Source organism: Pseudomonas sp. MYb193, from assembly GCF_002966775.1.
Taxonomy (GTDB): Bacteria; Pseudomonadota; Gammaproteobacteria; order Pseudomonadales; family Pseudomonadaceae; genus Aquipseudomonas; species Aquipseudomonas paracarnis.
The window spans coordinates 5,460,191-5,476,326 of the sequence record NZ_CP023269.1 but is presented as its reverse complement, the minus strand read 5'-3'; the positions used below and the strand labels follow the sequence as shown (position 1 = coordinate 5,476,326).

The window sequence follows — 16,136 nt, the reverse complement described above, 5'->3', positions numbered from 1 at the left end:
TGCTCAATCTATGCGAATGCGCCTTATGTTACTGGGCGGCGGGAATGCCCTCGGGCAGGCGCTGATTCGCCTCGGTGCGGAGGAAGACATCGGTTTCCTCGCCCCCAAACCGCCCCAAGACGGCTGGGATGCCGCAAGCCTCACCCAATTGCTCGACGACACCCGTCCCGATGCCTTGATCAACCTCGCCTACTATTTCGACTGGTTCCAGGCCGAAGCCGTGAGCGAAACCCGCTTGGCCGCCCAGGAGTTCGCCATCGAACGCCTGGCCGAGCTGTGCCAGCATCACAGCATCACCCTGCTGCAACCGTCCAGCTACCGCGTATTCGATGGCTCCCGCGCCACCGCCTACAGCGAGAAAGACGAGCCGGTGCCCCTGGGCCTGCGCGGCCAGGCGTTGTGGCGTATCGAACAAAGCGTGCGCGCTACGTGCCCGCAGCATGTGCTGCTGCGGTTTGGCTGGTTGCTCGATGACAGCGTCGACGGCACGCTCGGGCGCTTCCTGGCCCGGGCCGAGAGCGCCGACGAGCTACTGATGGCCGACGACCGCCGGGGCAACCCGACGCCGGTGGACGATGCGGCGCGGGTGATCATCTCGGTGCTCAAGCAACTCGATTGCGCTGCGCCGCTGTGGGGCACCTACCACTACGCCGGCCACGAGGCGACTACCCCGTTGGCGCTGGGGCAGGCGATTCTGACTGAAGCGCGCAACTTCCATCCGCTGGCCATCGAGTCCCCCACCGCCCAGGCTCACGCAGCGCGGCCGGATGCGGCGGATGAACCGCAGCATGCGGTGTTGGCCTGCAAGAAAATCCTCCACACCTTTGGCATCAAACCACGGGCATGGCGGGCAGGTTTGCCGGCGCTACTGGATCGCTTCTACCGCCATAGCTGACACCCTCAAAACCAAAATGTGGGAGGGGGCTTATGTGGAAGCTGGCTTGCCTGCGATAGCATCACCTGGGTATCACTGATACACCGTGGTGTCTGCATCGCGGGCAAGCCCGGCTCCCACATAAGCCCCCTCCCACATGGGTTATGCGGTGTGGCTTAAACCGAACTCAGAATTTGTAACCGATACCCACCATGTAAACCATCGGGTCTACATCCACATTGACCTTGGCCCGAGTGCCCTGGCCCAGCGCGTTGTTATCCACAGTCGCTTTGGTGCTGATGTCGATGTAGCGCGCTTGGGCGTTGATCATCCACTTGTCGTTGATCATGTAGTCGGCGCCGATCTGTGCAGCCCAGCCCCAAGAGTTCTCGGCCTTGAAGTTGCTGAAACCAGCCTGTTCGGCGCGGCTGCCCACGTGCTCGTCGTAGATCCAGGTGTAGTTGATACCGGCGCCCACATACGGTTGGAACGCGGATTTGTGGTCCAGCGGGTAGTACACGACGCTCAAGGTCGGCGGCAGGTGTTTCAGCGTGCCGAGCTTGCCATTGGCGGCGCCCAGGGCGGTGTTCTTGATCTTCACGTCATGCTCGAACGGCGTGGCCGCGAGCAATTCGATGCCGACGTGGTCGGTGATCATGTAGGCGAAGTTCAAGCCCAGTTGGGTGTCGCTGCTCATGGTCGCCTTGCCGCCCAGATTGGTGCCGGCCAATGGGCCCTGGTCAACCTTGACGCTGCTGCTGTCGGCCTTCGGGTTCACGGTAATTGCACCGGCGCGAACCAGAATATCGCCCGCCTGGTGAGCGTGAGCGACAGGGGCGACGAGGGCGAGCGCGAAGAGGGACGCGCCGAGCAGAGACTTGTTCATGGGAGCTCCAAAGGACGTTTAAAAGTTGTACGTCCAATGGTAAAGATCGTTCCGTTCGGTCTTTTGACTCAGCTCAATGAAAGGGTGATCAGTCACTTTCGCCACTGATCTAAACCTGTGGGAGCTGCGGTGTGTGGGGTTATTCCTCGAGCTCGTACATGTAAATCTTCTGGGCATCCATCTGGTAACCCGCGTCCGCCAATTCGCTGGACGATGGCTTGACCTGCATCGCGCCCTCGATCCAGTACGGTTGATACAGCTCATCGAGCTTCACCCCCACCTCGCTTTTCACATGCACGATCTGGTTCGACGGCGGTGGCGGCACATGGATACAGGCGCCGAAATACGGCACCAGCAGAAACTCCGTGGTGCGGCCTTCTTCGCTGACTTCCAGGGGCACGATATACCCCGGCAGGCGAATGTACTGGCCGTCCAGGCTCTGTACCACTGGCGCGTTAGGCATGTCCTGCTTGGCCGCCGGCGCGGCTTCGACAGACAAGGCATCGGCCATGTTCGACAGGTCGTGCAGCGGCTTCATATTGGGCACTTCCGGTGGCGCATCCGGCGGGATCATCTCCTGCCAGGACAGATCCTTGGGCTGTTCCTGCGCCCAGGCAGGCACGGCCATCAACAACAACAGGGCAAACAGGGCACGACGCATCGAAGCCTTCCTCATAAACGGATGGACAGGCCATCGGCCAAAGATTGGCGGTAGGCGCGCCACGCGGGCACGCTGCCCATCAACAGGGCGGCTGCCAGGATACCGGCGAGCAACGTCCATTCATATTCGCTCGGCCACGACATCGGCAGGTCCAGACCGTAGTTTGCCTGCAAATAACCCCGCGAGGCCGCGATGCACAGGTACAGCAACCCCAGGCCCGCCATTACGCCGGACAAGGCCAGAGCGAAGGCTTCGAAGATCAGCAGCGTTGCGATGTGCCAAGGCCGCGCGCCCACCGACCGCAGGATCGCCATCTCGCGGCGGCGCTCGTTAAGGCTGGTGAGGATCGCCGTGAGCATGCCGATCAAACCGGTCAGTACTACGAACAGCGAGATCACAAACAAGGCTTTTTCGGCAGTGCCCATCATGCTCCAGAGTTCTTGCAGCGCGACACCGGGCAGGATCGCCAGCATTGGCTCGCCACGGAATTCGTTGATCTCTCGTTGCAAGGCAAAGGTGGAAATCTTGTTGTTCAGGCCGAGCATGAACGCGGTAATGGCCTGCGGCGTCAGGTCCATATTGCGCGCCTGGTCAGCACTGATGCGGCCTTTGCCCTGGGCCGGCACACCGTTGTGCCAGTCGATATGGATCGCTTCCATGCCGCCGAGGCTGATATGCAGCGTGCGGTCCACCGGGGTGCCGGTGCGCTTGAGAATGCCCACCACCGTGAACGGCTTGTCGTCATGCTTGACCAGGCTGACCACCGCCACGCCGTGGGCCAGCACCAGCTTGTCGCCGAGTTTGTAATGCAGCGCGTCGGCCACTTCGGCGCCGAGCACCACCTCGAACGGGTCGGTGGCGAAGGCGCGGCCGCTGGCCAGCTCGAGGTTTTGCTTGCGCCCGTACTGGTAGTGCTCGAAGTAGGATTCGTTGGTGCCCATCACCCGGTAGCCGCGATGGGAGTCGCCGAGGGAGATCGGGATCGCCCATTTCACTTGAGGGTTGGCGGCGAAGTGCTCGTAGCTGTCCCAACGGATGTTGTTGGTGGCGTTGCCAATGCGGAACACCGAATACAGCAGCAGGTTGACCGAGCCGGAACGGGCGCCGACGATCAGGTCGGTGCCGCTGATGGTGCTGGCGAAACTGTTGCGCGCCTCGACGCGCACACGCTCCACCGCGAGCAGCAAGCAGACGGAAAGCGCGATGGCAAACGCGGTGAGGATCGCGGTAAAGCGGCGGTTAGCCAGGCTGGCCATGGCTAGACGGAACAGATACATCTCAAACCTCTGCGGGCATGGCGGCGCGATTGAGTTCGGCCAGCGACAGGTTGCGGTCGAACAGCGAGGCCAGGCTCTGGTCATGGCTGACAAACAACAGGCTGGCGCCCGCTTCGCGGCATTCTGCGAACAGCAACTGCAGGAAGGCTTCGCGGGCGTCGTAGTCCAGGGCCGAGGTGGGTTCGTCGGCAATCACCAGTTCCGGTTGTCCGATCAGCGCTCGGGCAGCGGCCACCCGTTGTTGCTGGCCGATGGACAGCGAATCGGCACGGCGTTCCAGCAGGCTCTGGTCCTTCAAACCCAAGTGTGCGAGCAAGGTCGCAGCGGCCTGGTCGACACTGCCGTGGCGCTGTTTGGCCCGTTGCGCGCGCAGCTTGGAAAAGTGGCAAGGCAGCTCGACGTTCTCGCGCACCGACAGAAACGGCAGCAGGTTGAACTGCTGGAAGATATAGCCGGTGTGGTCCACACGGAAACGGTCACGAGCACCGGCCGAGAGTTCGGTCAACTCCTGGCCGAGCAGGCGGATGCTGCCCTGGCTGGGCTTCTGCACGCCTCCCAACAGCCCGAGCAGAGTGGTCTTGCCACTGCCGCTCGGGCCCTTGAGGAACAGGGTTTCCCCGGGTTCCAGGCGGAACGCGGGAATGTCCAGCAACTGCGGGTGTCCGGGCCAGTTGAAGCCCAGGTCGGACAGTTCGATTAACGCTTGAGTCATGGGAAGTCAGTGTCGCCTGGTAGTCGAAAATGGCGCCGATCCACTGTGGGAGCTGGCTTGCCTGCGATGGCATCGCTACGGTGTGCCTGTTGCACCGCATCGCCTGTATCGCAGGCAAGCCAGCCCCCACAGGGACTGTGCTTTCAAGTCAGAACTTCAGGGTGGCGGCGGTGGCCGTCGCTTCAACACCTTGCTGACCGCTCGGGCCGATCAGTTGTACCTGAATTTTCTGCGTGGCGGGGAAGGTCTTGAACACTTGGCTCAAGTCCAGGTTGCCCAGGGCCGCCGGCGTGGCGCAGGTGAACTGGTAATGGGCGTGAATTTCACTGTGGTCGTGATCATGCTTGTGGGCGGCTGCGCCTTTGCCGTCGGTGGCGTGGTCATCGTCGTCATGCTCAGCTTCTGGTTTGTCACCGAACAACGGGCTGTTGAGTTCCTGGCTGCTGACCACGCAACCTGCGGCCTTGGGCAGGTTGAACAGTGCCGATGGATTTTCCAGCTGCTTGCGCACGGCGGCGACCTTGGCTTTGTCGGCGGCGCTGGTGGCGGCATGTTCGAAACCCACCAGGTTCATGGCCGGGCTGTCCAGTTCCAGCTCCAAGGCCTGGCCGTCCAATACGGCATTCAGGCGCCCGACGCCATGTTCATGGGCGCCGAGGCTGCCGTGCTCGTGGTCGTGGTCTTCGTGAGCATGAGCGACAGCCAGTGGCAGCAGGGCAAACGGCAAAGCAAGCAGCAAACGGCGCATGAGAGGGCTCCAGGATGAAAGTTTTGTTATGTGATCTTATAACAATTGATCCGAGAGTTTGACCGCCCGCTTGGTGTTGCGCAAGCTGCATGGGAGCATGCCCGTCAGAAAAATGCAGGAGTAAGGACGATGTTGCGAATTCGTGGAACCATCGGTGAGTTGCCGGTGGACTTGACCTTGGAGCTTGACGACGGCGATTGGGCGCGATTGGGCGCCCAACTGCAGGCCGCCCCAACCCCCAGCGCACCGGCTGCGGCGCCGGTCAAACAGAACGAAGACCTGTGGCAGAACGCCCAGGATTTGCTACGCAAGGCCGGGCGACTCAATGGCCTGGAATTGCTCGACCAACTCGAAGGCTTGGCTGGCGATGCCGGGGCAGGCAAGCGCCTGTTGGTGCGCCTGCGCCACAGCGCCAAGGTGAAGGTAAGCAGCGGCGGGGATACGCCGCTGTACAGTTGGATCGGTGATTAATACAACGCGGCAAACAACTTGCGGCGGTACACCGTGACCAGCGGGTGATCATTGCCCAGCAATTCGAACACCTGCAGCAAGGTCTTGTGGGGCAGGCCTTCGCTGTAGCTGCGGTTGCGGATAAACAACTTGAGCAAACCTTCCAGTGCCGCGTCGTATTGCTGGCGCGCCAGTTGCTGGATCGCCAACTGATAGGCCGCTTCGTCATCCTGCGGGTTTTGCGCCAGGCGGCTTTTCAGCTCGGCAGCGTCCGGCAAATCCGCAGCCTGGCGCAGGAAGGTGATTTGCGCCTTGGCCCCGGCCAGGGCGGCCTTATGGTCGTCGCTCTTGACCGCGTCGAGCACGGCCTGGGCTTCACCCAATTCACCGCGTTCGGCCAGGCAGCGTGCATACAGGATCAGAGCGGCGGCGTTGGTATTGTCCTCGCCCAATAATTGCACCAGCAACGCTTCGGCCTCGCTGATACGGCCTTCGCTGAACAGCGCCTGAGCCTGCTCCAACGGGTCCGCCGCAGCCGGCGGTGGCATTTGCACATGGGGCTCCAGCATCGCCCGCACTGCCGACTCCGGCTGTGCACCGGCAAAACCGTCCACCGGTTGACCATCCTTGAACAGCACCACCGTCGGCAGGCTTTGAATGCCAAAACGCGCCACGATGTCCTGTTCGGCTTCGCAGTCGATCTTGGCCAGCAGCAACTCACCCTGATAACTCTCGGCAATCTTCGCCAGCATTGGCATCAGTGCTTTGCAGGGTGCGCACCACTCGGCCCAGAAATCGACCAATACGGGCTTTTCGAAGGAGTTCTGGATAACGGCCTGGTCGAAGTTGGCGGTGGTGACGTCGAAGATGTACGGCGTGGGCTCACTCATGGGGCGTCTCGAATAAAGCAGGAATGGGGGCAACTATAAGGGCTGGCGAGGTTGGCTGAAAGCATCCTGGTAGCTCCCACCTTGAAATGCATTCCCCTGTGGGAGCGGGCTTGCCCGCGATGGCCTCAAGCGCGCCGCGAATGGTACAGGCTCACCTTGCGAAACTCCCAGGGCTCGGCCAGGTCCGGCAGGGTCAAGGCCTCGAGGATCTCCAACCGCTGGTAATCCGGATGCTGGAAGTCCCGTACCCGTGAATCCGCCACCAGCGCTTCGCGGCCGCGGGTCAGGAATTGATCCAGCAACGGCAGGTTGGCGCGGTCGTAGAGCACGTCGGCCACCAGGATCAGGTCGAAGCGGTCGGCTTCGGCAAAAAAGTCTGCCGAATAACTCAGTGATACCTGGTTGAGCTCGGCATTCGCACGGCAAGCGGCCAAGGCCAGTGGGTCCAGGTCGCAGGCCACCACCTCCAGGGCCCCAGCCTTGACGGCGGCGATCCCGGCTACTCCCGAACCTGCGCCGAAATCCAGCACGCGTTTGCCGGCGACCCACTCGGGATGCGCTGCCAGGTAACGCGCCAATGCCAGGCCGCTGGCCCAGCAAAAGCTCCAGTAGGGCGGCTCATGCAGGATGCGCCGGGTTTCTTCCTGGCTGAAGGCGCGGTCCATGTTGTCGGCGTCGAGCAGCCACAGCGACAATGCGGTGCCCGGCAGTGGGCAGGGCACTAATTGCGCGTCGCCGATCAGTTCGCTCAAGGCACGCTGCAGGTGCCGCGGTGGTGTCATGGTGCCTTGACGAGTTGCAAGGGGCCGGTGCTCTGGGTGATCGCCTGGGTGACGCGCACGGCAGGCAGATGCAGGATCAACTGGCCGGACTGGCTGGCGCGACCGCGCAATTCAACGCGGGCACCGGCCGGGAAGGCTTCAGGGTTGAAGCGCAGGCGGAAGGCCAAGGGCTTGCCGTTGCCGCTCAGTACGCTGCTGGCGAGCAGTTGCTGCGGGCGCGAACGGTCGTCGATCACCAAGAGCGCCATCTCGACTTCGGCACCGGCTGGCACGTTGGTCAGGCTGCCGCTGATTTCGCGCTGATAGGCGGGCAGGGGGCCGAGGTCTTCAATGCCCGGGACTTTCTTCTCTTGCGCGGGTGTCGGTTGAGGCGCGGCCGGCTTGGGGGCTTCGCTGCTGCAGGCGACCAGAAAACTGAACAGGCTGAGTAGAACGAGTGGTCGTAACTGCATGTACGGCTCCAGAAAGGACAAAATCCGTGACTTAAACAATATCAAACATATAAGCCTGCCTATATACCGTAAAGGCTATGGCTTGTCTTGCCACAGGGATGCGCTACCATGGCCCTCCCATTTTTTGTTGCCTGCCAACCATGCACTGTCCCTTCTGCGGTGCCAACGACACCAAGGTCATCGACTCGCGTCTGGTCGCCGAGGGCGACCAAGTGCGTCGCCGGCGCGAATGCCTGGCCTGTGGTGAACGTTTCACCACCTTCGAAACCGCCGAACTGGTGTTGCCGCGTCTGATCAAGTCCGACGGCAGCCGCCAGCCTTTCGACGAAGAAAAACTGCGCGCCGGTATGCAGCGCGCCCTGGAAAAACGCCCGGTGAGTGTCGAGCGCCTGGAAGCGGCGCTGGTGCATATCAAGCACAAGCTGCGGGCGACCGGCGAGCGCGAGGTCAAGAGCCTGGTGGTCGGCGAGTTGGTGATGGGCGAGCTGCAAAAGCTCGACGAAGTCGCCTATATCCGTTTTGCCTCGGTGTATCGACGCTTCCAGGACCTCAATGAGTTCCGCGAAGAGATCGACCGCCTGGCCCGTGAGCCCTCCAAACAATGACATCTGAACAGGCTGTGCTCGACGCCCACTACATGGCCCGCGCCCTCGAATTGGCGCGCAAGGGCCTGTACACCACCCACCCCAACCCGCGGGTTGGCTGCGTGATAGTGCGTGACGGGCAGATTGTCGGCGAAGGCTGGCATGAGCGCACCGGCGAGCCCCATGCCGAGCCCAATGCCCTGCGCGCCGCTGGCGACAAGGCCCGTGGCGCGACGGTGTACGTGACCCTTGAACCGTGCAGCCATCATGGCCGTACGCCGCCCTGTGCCGATGCGCTGGTGACCGCCGGCGTCGCCCGGGTGGTGGCCGGCATGCAGGACCCGAACCCCGAAGTGGCTGGCCGAGGTATGCAGCGCCTGGCCCAGGCGGGTATCGAGGTGCGCAGCGGTGTGCTGGAAACCGAAGCGCGGGCGCTTAACCCCGGCTTCCTCAAGCGCATGGAGCACGGTCTGCCGTTTGTGCGGGTCAAGCTGGCGATGAGCCTGGACGGCCGCACGGCGATGGCCAACGGCGAAAGCCAATGGATCACCGGCCCCGCCGCCCGTGCTGCGGTGCAACGCTTGCGTGCCGAGGCCAGCGTGGTGCTGACCGGTGCCGACACGGTACTGGCCGACGGTGCCCGCTTGACCGTACGCGCCGCCGAACTGGGCCTGGACGACGCAACCACCGCCCTGGCCATGTCGCGCCCGCCGTTGCGTGTGCTGATCGATGGCCGCCTGCGGGTGCCGCTCAACGCACCGTTCTTCAAGGCCGGCCCGGCATTGGTCATCACCTGCGTGACTCCGGAAAACCAGTTCCCCCGCGGCCCTGAGTGCCTTGTGGTTCCAGGTGTGGAGGGTCAGGTTGACCTGCGCTCGGCATTGGTCGCCCTGGCTGCCCGTGGCGTCAACGATGTGTTGGTGGAAGCCGGCCCAAGCCTGGCCGGCGCGTTTGCCCAACAAGGCCTGGTGGATGAATACGTGATATTCATCGCCGGCAAGTTCCTCGGCTCCGCTGCCCGCCCGTTGCTGGACTGGCCGCTTGATAAGTTGGCCGATGCTCCCCAACTCAAGATCACCGAAATGCGCGCTGTGGGCGACGACTGGCGAGTCACTGCCATCCCCGTCCCAGCAGTGAGCGTATAATTCCCGGCTTGCGCTTGAGCGTCAGCCCCCTCGTTTTCAGGAGAACGAAATGTTCACCGGCATTATCGAATCCATCGGCAGCATCCGTGCAATGACCCCCAAAGGCGGGGATGTCCGCCTGCTGGTTGAAACCGGCAAGCTGGACCTCGGCGACGTCAAGCTGGGCGACAGCATCGCCGTCAGCGGCGTGTGCCTGACCGTCATCGAGCTGCCGGGCAACGGCTTTGCTGCCGATGTCAGCCGGGAAACCCTGGACTGCACCGCGATGAACGATCTTGCGGCCGGCAGCCCGGTCAACCTGGAAAAAGCCCTGACGCCCACCACGCGCCTGGGCGGTCACCTGGTCAGCGGCCACGTCGACGGTGTCGGCGAAGTGGTGGCCCGCAGCGAAAACGCCCGCGCCGTGGAATTCCGTATCCGCGCGCCAAAAGAGCTGGCCAAGTACATCGCGCACAAAGGCTCGATCACCGTCGATGGCACCAGCCTGACCGTGAACGCCGTGAATGGCGCTGAATTTGAACTGACCATCATTCCCCACACCCTCAGCGAAACCATCATGGCCTCGTACCAGCCGGGTCGCCGGGTGAACCTGGAAGTGGACTTGCTTGCCCGTTACCTGGAGCGCCTGTTGTTGGGCGAAAAGGCCGCAGAGCCTGCATCAGGCAACATCACCGAAAGTTTTCTGGCCGCTAACGGCTACCTGAAATCCTGACCAAGGGGGTGCCGCGTGGCGCTCAATAGCATCGAAGAACTGGTTGAAGACATCCGCCAAGGCAAGATGGTCATCCTCATGGATGACGAAGATCGCGAGAACGAAGGCGATATCATCATGGCTGCCGAAGCGTGCAAGCCCGAGCACATCAACTTCATGGCCAAGCACGCCCGTGGGCTGATCTGCATGCCCATGAGCCGCGAACGCTGCGAATTGCTCAAGCTGCCCTTGATGGCGCCGCGCAATGGCTCGGGTTTCGGCACCAAGTTCACCGTATCGATTGAAGCCACCACGGGCGTCACTACTGGCATTTCCGCCGCTGACCGCGCCCGCACCGTGCAAGCTGCGGCGGCGAAAGACGCCAAGGCTGAAGACATCGTCAGCCCCGGCCACATCTTCCCGCTGATGGCCCAACCGGGCGGTACCCTGGCCCGTGCCGGCCACACCGAAGCCGCCTGCGACCTGGCGCGCATGGCCGGTTTCGAGCCAAGCGGGGTGATCTGCGAAGTGATGAACGACGATGGCACCATGGCCCGTCGTACTGAGCTCGAAGCCTTTGCCGCAGAGCACAACCTCAAGATCGGCACCATCGCCGACCTGATTCACTACCGGATGATCCACGAACGTACCGTTCAGCGGATTGCCGAGCAGCCACTGGACAGCGAACTGGGCCAATTCAATTTGGTGACCTACCGTGATTCAGTGGAAGGCGACGTGCACATGGCCCTGACCCTGGGCAACATTTGCGCCGAAGAACCGACCCTGGTACGCGTGCACAACATGGATCCACTGCGTGACCTGTTGATGGTCAAGCAGCCGGGCCGCTGGAGCCTGCGCGCCGCCATGGCTGCGGTTTCCGAGGCCGGCAGCGGTGTGGTGCTGTTGCTCGGTCACCCGCTGGATGGTGACGTGTTGCTGGCGCACATCCGCGAAACCGCCGACGCCGTGCCGGTGAAAAAACCGACCACCTACAGCATCGTCGGTGCCGGTTCGCAGATCCTGCGCGACCTGGGCGTGCGCAAAATGCGCCTGATGAGCGCACCGATGAAATTTAATGCGATATCCGGATTCGACCTGGAAGTTGTAGAATACGTGCCCTCCGAATAAAGGCCGGCGATTTTTGCCCCTTGTTCGCGGTTAAATCATCACTGAGGGACGCACTTTTCGCGTCCCGGCTCTTTAAGAGATTTGTCGAATGACCCTGAAGACCATCGAAGGTACCTTCATCGCCCCCAAAGGCCGCTATGCCCTGGTGGTTGGCCGCTTCAACAGCTTCGTGGTTGAAAGCCTGGTAAGCGGTGCGGTTGACGCCCTGGTTCGCCACGGTGTGAGCGAAAGCGATATCACCCTTATCCGTGCCCCTGGCGCCTTCGAAATTCCACTGGTTGCGCAAAAAGTTGCTCAGCAGGGTGAATACGCGGCGATCATCGCCCTGGGCGCGGTCATTCGTGGCGGCACCCCGCACTTCGAATACGTGGCCGGCGAATGCACCAAGGGCCTGGCTCAGGTGTCCATGGAGTTCGGCGTGCCAGTCGCTTTCGGCGTACTGACCGTGGATTCTATCGAGCAAGCCATCGAGCGTTCCGGTACCAAAGCCGGTAACAAAGGCGCTGAAGCTGCCTTGTCCGCCCTGGAAATGGTCAGCCTGCTGTCGCAGTTGGAGGCCAAGTGATTTCCGACGAAAGCGATCGTTTCAACCCGCGTGACGAGCGTCCAGCCGATGCCGGCAAGCCTTCGAAAAGCGAAAAGCGCCGTGCGGCCCGTCAGCTCGCCACCCAGGCGCTGTACCAGCGTCATATGGCTGGCACTTCGCTGAACGAGATCGAAGCGCAATTTCGCGTCGATAACGACTTCACCTTTGCTGACCAGAGCTACTTCCACGACATCCTGCACGGTGTTCCGGCCAACATGACCGAGATCGACACAGCCCTGGCGCCATGCCTGGACCTGACCATCGAAGAGCTCGACCCGGTTGAGCTGTGCGTGATGCGCCTGTCCACCTGGGAGCTGCTCAAGCGCGTCGACGTGCCGTACCGCGTCGTGATCAACGAAGGCATCGAACTGGCGAAAGTCTACGGTTCGACCGATGGCCACAAGTTCGTCAACGGCGTGCTCGACAAGCTGGCCCCGCGCCTGCGTGAAGCCGAAGTGAAGGAACACAAGCGCTAATCTGCGCTTGATTCCTCAATGGGTGAGTTTGAGCTGATCCGCACATACTTCGCCGCCGCGCCTTGTGCGCAAGGCGGCGAAGGCATTGCCCTGGGGATCGGCGACGACTGCGCGTTGCTGGCGCTTCCCGCCGGGGAGCAATTGGCAGTCTCTACCGATACGCTGGTGGCTGGCGTGCATTTTGCCGACCCCTGTGACCCGTTCCTGCTCGGCCAGCGCTCGCTGGCCGTGGCGGTGAGCGACCTGGCCGCCATGGGCGCCCACCCCCTCGCCTTTACCCTTGCCCTGACCACGCCGAGCGTCGAAGCCGATTGGCTGCAACGCTATGCCCAAGGCTTGAACGCCATGGCGCAAAGCTGCGGCGTAGGCTTGGTGGGCGGCGATACCACCCGTGGGCCGTTGAGCCTGACCCTGACCGTATTCGGCCGTGTGCCGGCTGGCCAGGCCTTGACGCGCAGCGGTGCACAGCCCGGCGACCTGCTTTGTGTGGGTGGCGAGTTAGGCAATGCCGCTGGCGCCTTGCCGCTGGTATTGGGGCAACGCACGGCTGACGCAGCAATCGCCGAGCCGCTGCTGGCGCATTACTGGTCGCCGCAACCGCAGCTGGCCCTGGGGCTGGCGCTGCGGGGCAAGGCGACAGCGGCCATGGATATCTCCGATGGGCTGTTGGCTGACTGTGGGCATATCGCCAAGGCGTCAGCGGTGCGCCTGGTGGTTGAGCGCCAGCGGTTGCCGTTGTCCGAGGCCTTGCTGGCGTTTGTCGGTGAAGACCAGGCTCAAGTGGCGGCGTTGAGCGGGGGCGACGACTATGTGTTGGCGTTCACCTTGCCACCGTCCGAGTTGGCGCCGTTGCAGGCCGATGGCTGGCCGGTGCATGTGGTCGGTCGGGTCGAAACGGGGCAGGGCGTGACGCTGCTCGACGTCGACGGCCAGGACATCACCCCGGCTGTGCGCGGCTACCAGCATTTTCGCCAGACGCCCTGAGCCGGCGGTCTGCGCTACCCTTTAGACGATTATCCCGAGTAAGAGGCCGTGACTATGGCTGCATGCCGCTGGCTGCTGATCGTGCTGTGTTCCTTCGTTTCCCTGGCCCAGGCGGACACTCCCGTGCCCGGTAAAATCGTGCTGGCCAGTGAGGAGTGGAACGACTACACCAACAAAGATGGCAGCGGTCTGGCCTGGGACCTGTTGCGCCACGTCTTCGAGCCAGCAGGCATTACCTTGCAAACCCGCAGCGTGCCCTACACCCGATCGGTCGGCCTGGCCCAGCGTGGTGAGGTAGATGGTTGTGTCGGCACCTATCGCGATGAGGCCAGCGCAGTGCTGTACCCGCACTGGAACTTCGACGCCGATCATGTCTACGCTCTCGGGCTGGCAACTTTACCCACGCCGACATTGGCGACCCTGGGCAACTACCGCCTGGCCTGGGTGCGCGGCTATAAATACGAGGGGTATCTGCCCAACGTGCAGCGCTTCAACCAGATCGAGCGGCGCAGCGGCATTCTGCCGATGCTGCAACACGGCCGTGCCGATTTTTATATCGACGCCCTCACCGAAGCCAAATACGTGCTCAGCCAGGCGCAGGACCCGGCGCTGTTCAAACTCACCCATATCGCTGAACTGCCGCTCTACATAGGCTTTGCCGACACCGAGCGCGGCAGGGCATTGATGGCCGTGTATGACCAGCGTTTGGGCATCCTGGTCCAGACCGGTGAGTTGAAAGCAATTTTCGATCGCTGGAAACAGCCGTATCCGTTCTGACGCCCATAGAACTGACTCAAAGGCCAATCGAACCTATTGATCTTTATCAGCGATAATTCAGCTTAAGCGTCTGTAGGAACGTGCTGTTACAATGCCCGCCTCTGTGAAATCTGAAATCAGGAGCACACGGTGCCCGTCGTTTTCGTCGCCGCTTCCAAGCTGCCTACCCCTTTTGCCACGTTCACCATGCACGGCTTTCTTGAAGAAGCCACCGGGCGCGAGCACGTTGTGCTCAGCCTCGGCGACATCGCCGATGGCGCGCCGGTGCTGGGGCGTGTGCATTCCGAGTGCCTGACCGGCGATGCGCTGTTCAGCCAGCGCTGTGACTGCGGCTCGCAACTGGAGGCCGCACTGCAAGCCATCGCCCGTGAAGGGCGTGGCGTGTTGCTGTACTTGCGCCAGGAAGGCCGGGGCATTGGTCTGTTGAACAAGATTCGTGCCTACGAGCTGCAAGACGGCGGCGCCGACACCGTCGAGGCCAACGAGCGCCTGGGCTTTGCTGCCGACCAGCGCGACTACGCCATCTGCCTGCCGATGCTCGAGCACCTGGGGGTCAAATCCCTGCGCCTGATGACCAACAACCCCCGCAAGGTCAAAGCCTTGACCGAGATGGGCATCACCGTGGCCGAGCGCGTACCACTGCACACCGGGCATAACCCGCACAACAAACTCTACCTGGCCACCAAAGCCAGCAAGCTCGACCACATGATGGGCAACGAGCACCAGGGCGAGGTCGACCGCGCGTGACCCGTGGCCAGGTGAAACGGCGACTGTCCTTCAACTGGTGGCAGTACCTGGCCCTGGCGTTGCTGCCCTTGTTCGTGATCAACCTGCTGTTTGGCCGTGCTGAATCCTTGTTGCCCGTATTGGCCATGCCGTTCTTCATCGCCGGCGTGGCATCGATGTTTCTCAGCCTGCGTTATTTTCATGCCTACAAGCACGCGCTGATCGCCACCTCCAAAGCCCTTGATACTGCTGACGAACCCGCGGCCTGGATCACCCTGGCGGCGCGTCGGCGCACGGCCTTGCTGGTTGCAGCGTTACCGGCCTGGATCGGTGCGCTGGCGGTATTCGTCGGCCTGGAGGCGGTGCCGCTGTTTCTGTTGGCGCTGTCGACGCTGGTGCTGTTCTACCTCTATCGCATACCGCGCCAGTTAGGATGAAGCGCTATTGGCTGGCGCTGCTGCTGGTATTCAGTGCCCAGGCGTTGGCGGTCGAACGCGTCGTCAGCCTGGCGCCGTCACTGTCTGAAATCGTGCTTGAACTGGGTGCCGAGGACTTGCTGGTCGGCGTGCTTGATGGTGGTGAGCGCCCGGCGGCGTTGGCGAAGGTGCCCTCGGTCGGGCACTACGGCCAGTTGGACATGGAGCGCCTGCTCAGCCTCAAGCCCGACTTGATCCTGCTGTGGCCTGGCAGCGTCGGCCCGGCCCAGCGCGAGCAGCTCCAGCGGTTGAATATCCCGGTGTACGTCGCCGAACCCCACAGCCTTGAACAACTGACCGCCCAGGTGCAGGCCATTGCCGAGCAATTGGGCCGCGCTGAGGCAGGGCGCCAGTTCGCGGTACAACTGCGCCAGCGCTTGGCCGAGTTGCGCCAGCGCTACCAGCGGGCCGAGCCGCTGCGGGTGTTTTACCAAGTGTGGAACCAGCCGCTGTACACCGTGGGCGGTGGGCAGATCATCAGCGATGCCCTCAGCGTGTGCGGGGCGCGCAATGTGTTTGATGACCTGAAGTTGCCGGCGCCGCAGGTGAATATCGAGTCGGTGTTGGCGCGAGACCCCGAGGTGATCCTGGTGGGGGATCAGGCTCAGAAGGAGGCCTGGAAGGCATGGCTAGCGATGGCGGCTCGGGTACGGTTAGTGCCGGACAAGGGCCTGGAACGGCCCAGCGGGCAGATGCTGGAGGCGGTGGGGCGGTTGTGCCAGGTTTTATCACCTAACCTTTGAAACCGCTATCGCAGGCAAGCCAGCTCCCACAGGGGAATGCATTTCAATTGTGGGAGCTGGCTTGCCTGCGATGACATCGGTGCAGGCC

The 16,136-nt window shown here is 62.5% G+C and carries 21 protein-coding genes; 13 read left to right on the top strand and 8 right to left on the bottom strand.

The features are described 5' to 3' along the window. The first annotated feature begins 10 nt into the window (after positions 1-10). Positions 11-895, top strand: a complete 885-nt coding sequence (locus tag CLM72_RS25090; protein ID WP_105228716.1) for a sugar nucleotide-binding protein — start codon at positions 11-13, stop codon at positions 893-895. Positions 896-1,061: 166 nt separating this feature from the next. Here the strand turns inward: CLM72_RS25090 and CLM72_RS25085 are convergent, their stop codons facing one another. The 5 genes from CLM72_RS25085 to CLM72_RS25065 form a co-directional block, all read right to left on the bottom strand. After that, complete coding sequence (locus tag CLM72_RS25085) at positions 1,062-1,760, bottom strand: OmpW family protein (protein WP_014720136.1); 699 nt, start codon at positions 1,758-1,760, stop codon at positions 1,062-1,064. 139 nt (positions 1,761-1,899) lie between these two features. Next, positions 1,900-2,421 carry a DUF3299 domain-containing protein gene (locus CLM72_RS25080; RefSeq protein ID WP_105228715.1) on the bottom strand — a complete coding sequence of 174 codons (522 nt, stop codon included), beginning with the start codon at positions 2,419-2,421 and terminating at the stop codon, positions 1,900-1,902. A gap of 11 nt (positions 2,422-2,432) precedes the next feature. Further along, entirely contained in the window at positions 2,433-3,698 is a 1,266-nt protein-coding gene (locus CLM72_RS25075) for an ABC transporter permease (protein ID WP_105228714.1), read from the bottom strand. A 1-nt stretch (position 3,699) separates the two neighbouring features. Beyond that, on the bottom strand, positions 3,700-4,410 hold the full coding sequence (locus CLM72_RS25070) for an ABC transporter ATP-binding protein (RefSeq protein WP_054896940.1): 711 nt from the start codon (positions 4,408-4,410) through the stop codon (positions 3,700-3,702). Positions 4,411-4,558: 148 nt separating this feature from the next. Further along, positions 4,559-5,158, bottom strand: a complete 600-nt coding sequence (locus CLM72_RS25065) for a DUF2796 domain-containing protein (protein WP_054896939.1) — start codon at positions 5,156-5,158, stop codon at positions 4,559-4,561. A 129-nt stretch (positions 5,159-5,287) separates the two neighbouring features. On the opposite strand from CLM72_RS25065, the gene CLM72_RS25060 reads away from it, so the two are divergent. Next, positions 5,288-5,629 (top strand): hypothetical protein, encoded by a 342-nt coding sequence (locus CLM72_RS25060; RefSeq protein ID WP_105228713.1) that lies wholly within the window; start codon positions 5,288-5,290, stop codon positions 5,627-5,629. Here CLM72_RS25060 and trxA read toward each other — a convergent pair. The 3 genes from trxA to CLM72_RS25045 form a co-directional block, all read right to left on the bottom strand. Beyond that, positions 5,626-6,498 (bottom strand): thioredoxin, encoded by an 873-nt coding sequence (trxA, locus tag CLM72_RS25055; RefSeq protein ID WP_019818859.1) that lies wholly within the window; start codon positions 6,496-6,498, stop codon positions 5,626-5,628. The two genes, CLM72_RS25060 and trxA, sit on opposite strands and share 4 nt — an antisense overlap. Before the next feature lie 125 nt (positions 6,499-6,623). Beyond that, positions 6,624-7,280 (bottom strand): methyltransferase, encoded by a 657-nt coding sequence (locus CLM72_RS25050; RefSeq protein WP_105228712.1) that lies wholly within the window; start codon positions 7,278-7,280, stop codon positions 6,624-6,626. Continuing rightward, on the bottom strand, positions 7,277-7,732 hold the full coding sequence (locus tag CLM72_RS25045; RefSeq protein WP_003194586.1) for a YbaY family lipoprotein: 456 nt from the start codon (positions 7,730-7,732) through the stop codon (positions 7,277-7,279). Before CLM72_RS25045 ends, CLM72_RS25050 begins: the two co-directional genes overlap by 4 nt. A 140-nt stretch (positions 7,733-7,872) precedes the next feature. Between CLM72_RS25045 and nrdR the strand changes: the two genes are divergently transcribed. The 11 genes from nrdR to CLM72_RS24990 all read left to right on the top strand — a co-directional run bounded on the left by nrdR (position 7,873) and on the right by CLM72_RS24990 (position 16,048). Beyond that, positions 7,873-8,337 (top strand): transcriptional regulator NrdR, encoded by a 465-nt coding sequence (nrdR, locus tag CLM72_RS25040; protein WP_019818855.1) that lies wholly within the window; start codon positions 7,873-7,875, stop codon positions 8,335-8,337. Further along, positions 8,334-9,461: a bifunctional diaminohydroxyphosphoribosylaminopyrimidine deaminase/5-amino-6-(5-phosphoribosylamino)uracil reductase RibD gene (gene ribD / locus CLM72_RS25035; RefSeq protein WP_105228711.1), complete on the top strand. Its 1,128-nt coding sequence runs from the start codon at positions 8,334-8,336 to the stop codon at positions 9,459-9,461. The genes nrdR and ribD overlap by 4 nt, the downstream gene beginning before the upstream one ends. Positions 9,462-9,510: 49 nt before the next feature. Beyond that, a complete protein-coding gene (locus CLM72_RS25030; RefSeq protein ID WP_014720128.1) occupies positions 9,511-10,173 on the top strand; it encodes a riboflavin synthase in 663 nt (220 codons plus the stop codon). 15 nt (positions 10,174-10,188) lie between these two features. Next, positions 10,189-11,280 (top strand): bifunctional 3,4-dihydroxy-2-butanone-4-phosphate synthase/GTP cyclohydrolase II, encoded by a 1,092-nt coding sequence (gene ribBA, locus CLM72_RS25025; RefSeq protein ID WP_003194579.1) that lies wholly within the window; start codon positions 10,189-10,191, stop codon positions 11,278-11,280. Between the two features lie 88 nt (positions 11,281-11,368). After that, a complete protein-coding gene (ribE, locus tag CLM72_RS25020) occupies positions 11,369-11,845 on the top strand; it encodes a 6,7-dimethyl-8-ribityllumazine synthase (protein WP_003194576.1) in 477 nt (158 codons plus the stop codon). Next, positions 11,842-12,342, top strand: a complete 501-nt coding sequence (gene nusB, locus CLM72_RS25015; RefSeq protein ID WP_105228710.1) for a transcription antitermination factor NusB — start codon at positions 11,842-11,844, stop codon at positions 12,340-12,342. The genes ribE and nusB overlap by 4 nt, the downstream gene beginning before the upstream one ends. Before the next feature lie 18 nt (positions 12,343-12,360). Beyond that, the gene (gene thiL, locus CLM72_RS25010; protein ID WP_105228709.1) at positions 12,361-13,326 is read left to right on the top strand and encodes a thiamine-phosphate kinase; all 966 of its coding nucleotides are present in this window, start codon (positions 12,361-12,363) and stop codon (positions 13,324-13,326) included. Between the two features lie 54 nt (positions 13,327-13,380). After that, positions 13,381-14,103, top strand: coding sequence for an ABC transporter substrate-binding protein (locus CLM72_RS25005; protein ID WP_105228708.1), 723 nt, complete (start codon positions 13,381-13,383; stop codon positions 14,101-14,103). Between the two features lie 129 nt (positions 14,104-14,232). Further along, complete coding sequence (gene ribA, locus CLM72_RS25000) at positions 14,233-14,850, top strand: GTP cyclohydrolase II (RefSeq protein ID WP_057724861.1); 618 nt, start codon at positions 14,233-14,235, stop codon at positions 14,848-14,850. Then, positions 14,847-15,266: a hypothetical protein gene (locus CLM72_RS24995; protein WP_034126857.1), complete on the top strand. Its 420-nt coding sequence runs from the start codon at positions 14,847-14,849 to the stop codon at positions 15,264-15,266. The genes ribA and CLM72_RS24995 overlap by 4 nt, the downstream gene beginning before the upstream one ends. After that, the gene (locus tag CLM72_RS24990) at positions 15,263-16,048 is read left to right on the top strand and encodes a cobalamin-binding protein (protein ID WP_105228707.1); all 786 of its coding nucleotides are present in this window, start codon (positions 15,263-15,265) and stop codon (positions 16,046-16,048) included. Before CLM72_RS24995 ends, CLM72_RS24990 begins: the two co-directional genes overlap by 4 nt. Positions 16,049-16,136: the final 88 nt, after the last annotated feature.